Raw genomic sequence first — 1,892 nt, 5'->3', positions numbered from 1 at the left:
CGGTCACCACGACCGCTCCGGCGCCGGGTTGCACGCCCCAGTCGATGAGTGCCCGCACGCTCATGGCGGCGGTGAAGCCGGCGGTGCCTATGGCAGCAGCATCGTGGGCACTCAGCCCGTCCAGCCGCACGACCTGATCAGCGGGCAGCCGGGCGTATTCGGCGTAGCCGCCGTGGTGACCGGTGCCGATCTGGTAGCCGTGCGCGACGACGGAGTCGCCGACGGCGAAGTCCGGTGACCGCGACTCGACAACCTCGCCGGTCAAATCGATGCCCGGTACGACGGGGTAGTCGCCCACCACGCCGCCGCCGGGCGTCAGCGCCAGCGCGTCCTTGAAGTTGACGCTGGAATACAGCACCCGGATCGTCACGTCGCCGGGCGGCAGGTCCTCCGGATGGAGGGTCTCCACCGTAGCGGTGATCTGGTCGCCTTCTTGGCGCGCGAGGAGCGCTTGAAACGTGTCCATGCCTCGACGCTAACCTTCCGGAATGGATTCCTTTCCACTTGGTGGCTTTGCGATCGCGCGGATCGGCTTCGGCGCGATCCAGCTGCCGGGGCCGGGCGCTTTCGGGCCGCCGCGCGACCGCAATGCAGCGCTCGCCGTGCTGCGCAGGGCCGTCGAACTCGGCGTCAACCACATCGACACCGCCCAGTTCTACGGCCCTGATGTCTCCAACGAGCTCATCCGCGAGGCCCTGCATCCGTACCCATCCAACCTCGCGTTGGTCAGCAAGGTCGGAGCCCGCCGCGACGACGCCGGTGGCTGGGTGCCGCTGGCCGATCCCGCCGATTTCCGCTCGGATATCGAGGCGAACCTGCGAACGCTCGGCGTCGATCAGCTGGCGGCGGTGAATCTGAGGCTGATGGACAGCGACCATCCCGACGAGCGATTCGACGAATTGCTTTCGGTGATGATCGCCGCCCGTGATGAGGGATTGATCGGCGGCATCGGGCTGAGCAATACTACTCGCGAGCATTTGCTGCACGCCTTAGAACACACCGAAATCGCTTGTGTGCAAAACGCTTTCAGTCTCGTCAACCGGTCATCGGATCCGGTACTGCGGGAGTGCGAGACGCGCGGCATCGCATTCGTCCCGTTCTTTAGTCTGAGATCGCCGTTTGCGCCGCCGGATCAGGTGCTCGGACACCAAGTGGTGCGCGAGGCGGCCGCCCGACTCGGTCACACTCCGGCGCAGATCGCGTTGGCATGGACGCTGAACGTTGCGTCGAACGTGGTGATGATCCCTGGCACATCGTCAGTGGGTCACCTGGAGGAGAACCTCGCAGTCGCCGATATCGAACTCGACGACGATACCCGCGCGCAGCTGAACGCGATCGCCACTTAGGTTTTGCGCCAGACCCGGCGTGAAACGCGCTACTTCGTGCTGGTCAGGCGGGCGACGCCGCGGAGGACGGATCGGCTGGCGGTGTGGCGGAGTCCTGCATGCCCGGGCGCTGTACGACACCGCACTGCGCCTGATGTCCGGGGGCACGGGCCAAACACTGAGGAAATCCATGACGTCACAAGGCAAATGGCCGGTAGCCAGGGCCGTCATGAGCGTCACCCGTAGTCAACCCTCCGGGTAGCTCCAGGTCCGTAGTCGGTCGGCGATCTTGTCGAGATCGGCCAGTGCACCGGTGGCGACCTGAATGACGAATCGGAAGCGATCATCCTCGGGTGCGCTAATCGACTGTCCGTTGATAGCGAGAAAGGTCCGACAGGCTGTCCACGCCAATCGTTTGTTTCCGTCCACTAGCGCGTCGTTGCGCGCGAGGGAGTGCAGTAGGGCGGCGGCCTTGAGGTGCAGATCTGGGTAGGCATCCGCGCCGAACACCGACGCGCCGGGCCGCGCCAGAGCGGATTCGAGCAAGCCATAATCCCGGACCTCTGG

Annotated in this window: 3 protein-coding genes; 1 reads left to right on the top strand and 2 read right to left on the bottom strand. The window is 65.4% G+C overall.

Annotation, left to right across the window (positions count from 1 at the left end; translation table 11 throughout):
* The coding region (locus WAN71_RS25010; RefSeq protein ID WP_422227904.1) for an alcohol dehydrogenase catalytic domain-containing protein at nucleotides 1-466 on the bottom strand (466 nt) is incomplete at its 3' end.
* A gap of 22 nt (nucleotides 467-488) precedes the next feature.
* On the opposite strand from WAN71_RS25010, the gene WAN71_RS25005 reads away from it, so the two are divergent.
* Nucleotides 489-1,346, top strand: a complete 858-nt coding sequence (locus WAN71_RS25005) for an oxidoreductase (protein ID WP_422227903.1) — start codon at nucleotides 489-491, stop codon at nucleotides 1,344-1,346.
* A 225-nt stretch (nucleotides 1,347-1,571) separates the two neighbouring features.
* On the opposite strand, the gene WAN71_RS25000 is transcribed toward WAN71_RS25005, so the two are convergent.
* A partial coding sequence (locus WAN71_RS25000; protein ID WP_422227902.1) for a type II toxin-antitoxin system death-on-curing family toxin occupies nucleotides 1,572-1,892 on the bottom strand: 321 nt, incomplete at its 5' end.

The sequence above is a fragment of the Mycobacterium sp. genome, from assembly GCF_049280035.1.
In the GTDB taxonomy this organism is placed as follows: Bacteria; Actinomycetota; Actinomycetes; order Mycobacteriales; family Mycobacteriaceae; genus Mycobacterium.
This window is presented reverse-complemented; position numbering and strand designations above follow the sequence as displayed.

Coding starts and splice junctions, on each gene's coding strand:
- WAN71_RS25005 (WP_422227903.1), top strand. CDS start 489: ATGGATTCCTTTCCACTTGGTGGCTTTGCGATCGCGCGGATCGGCTTC.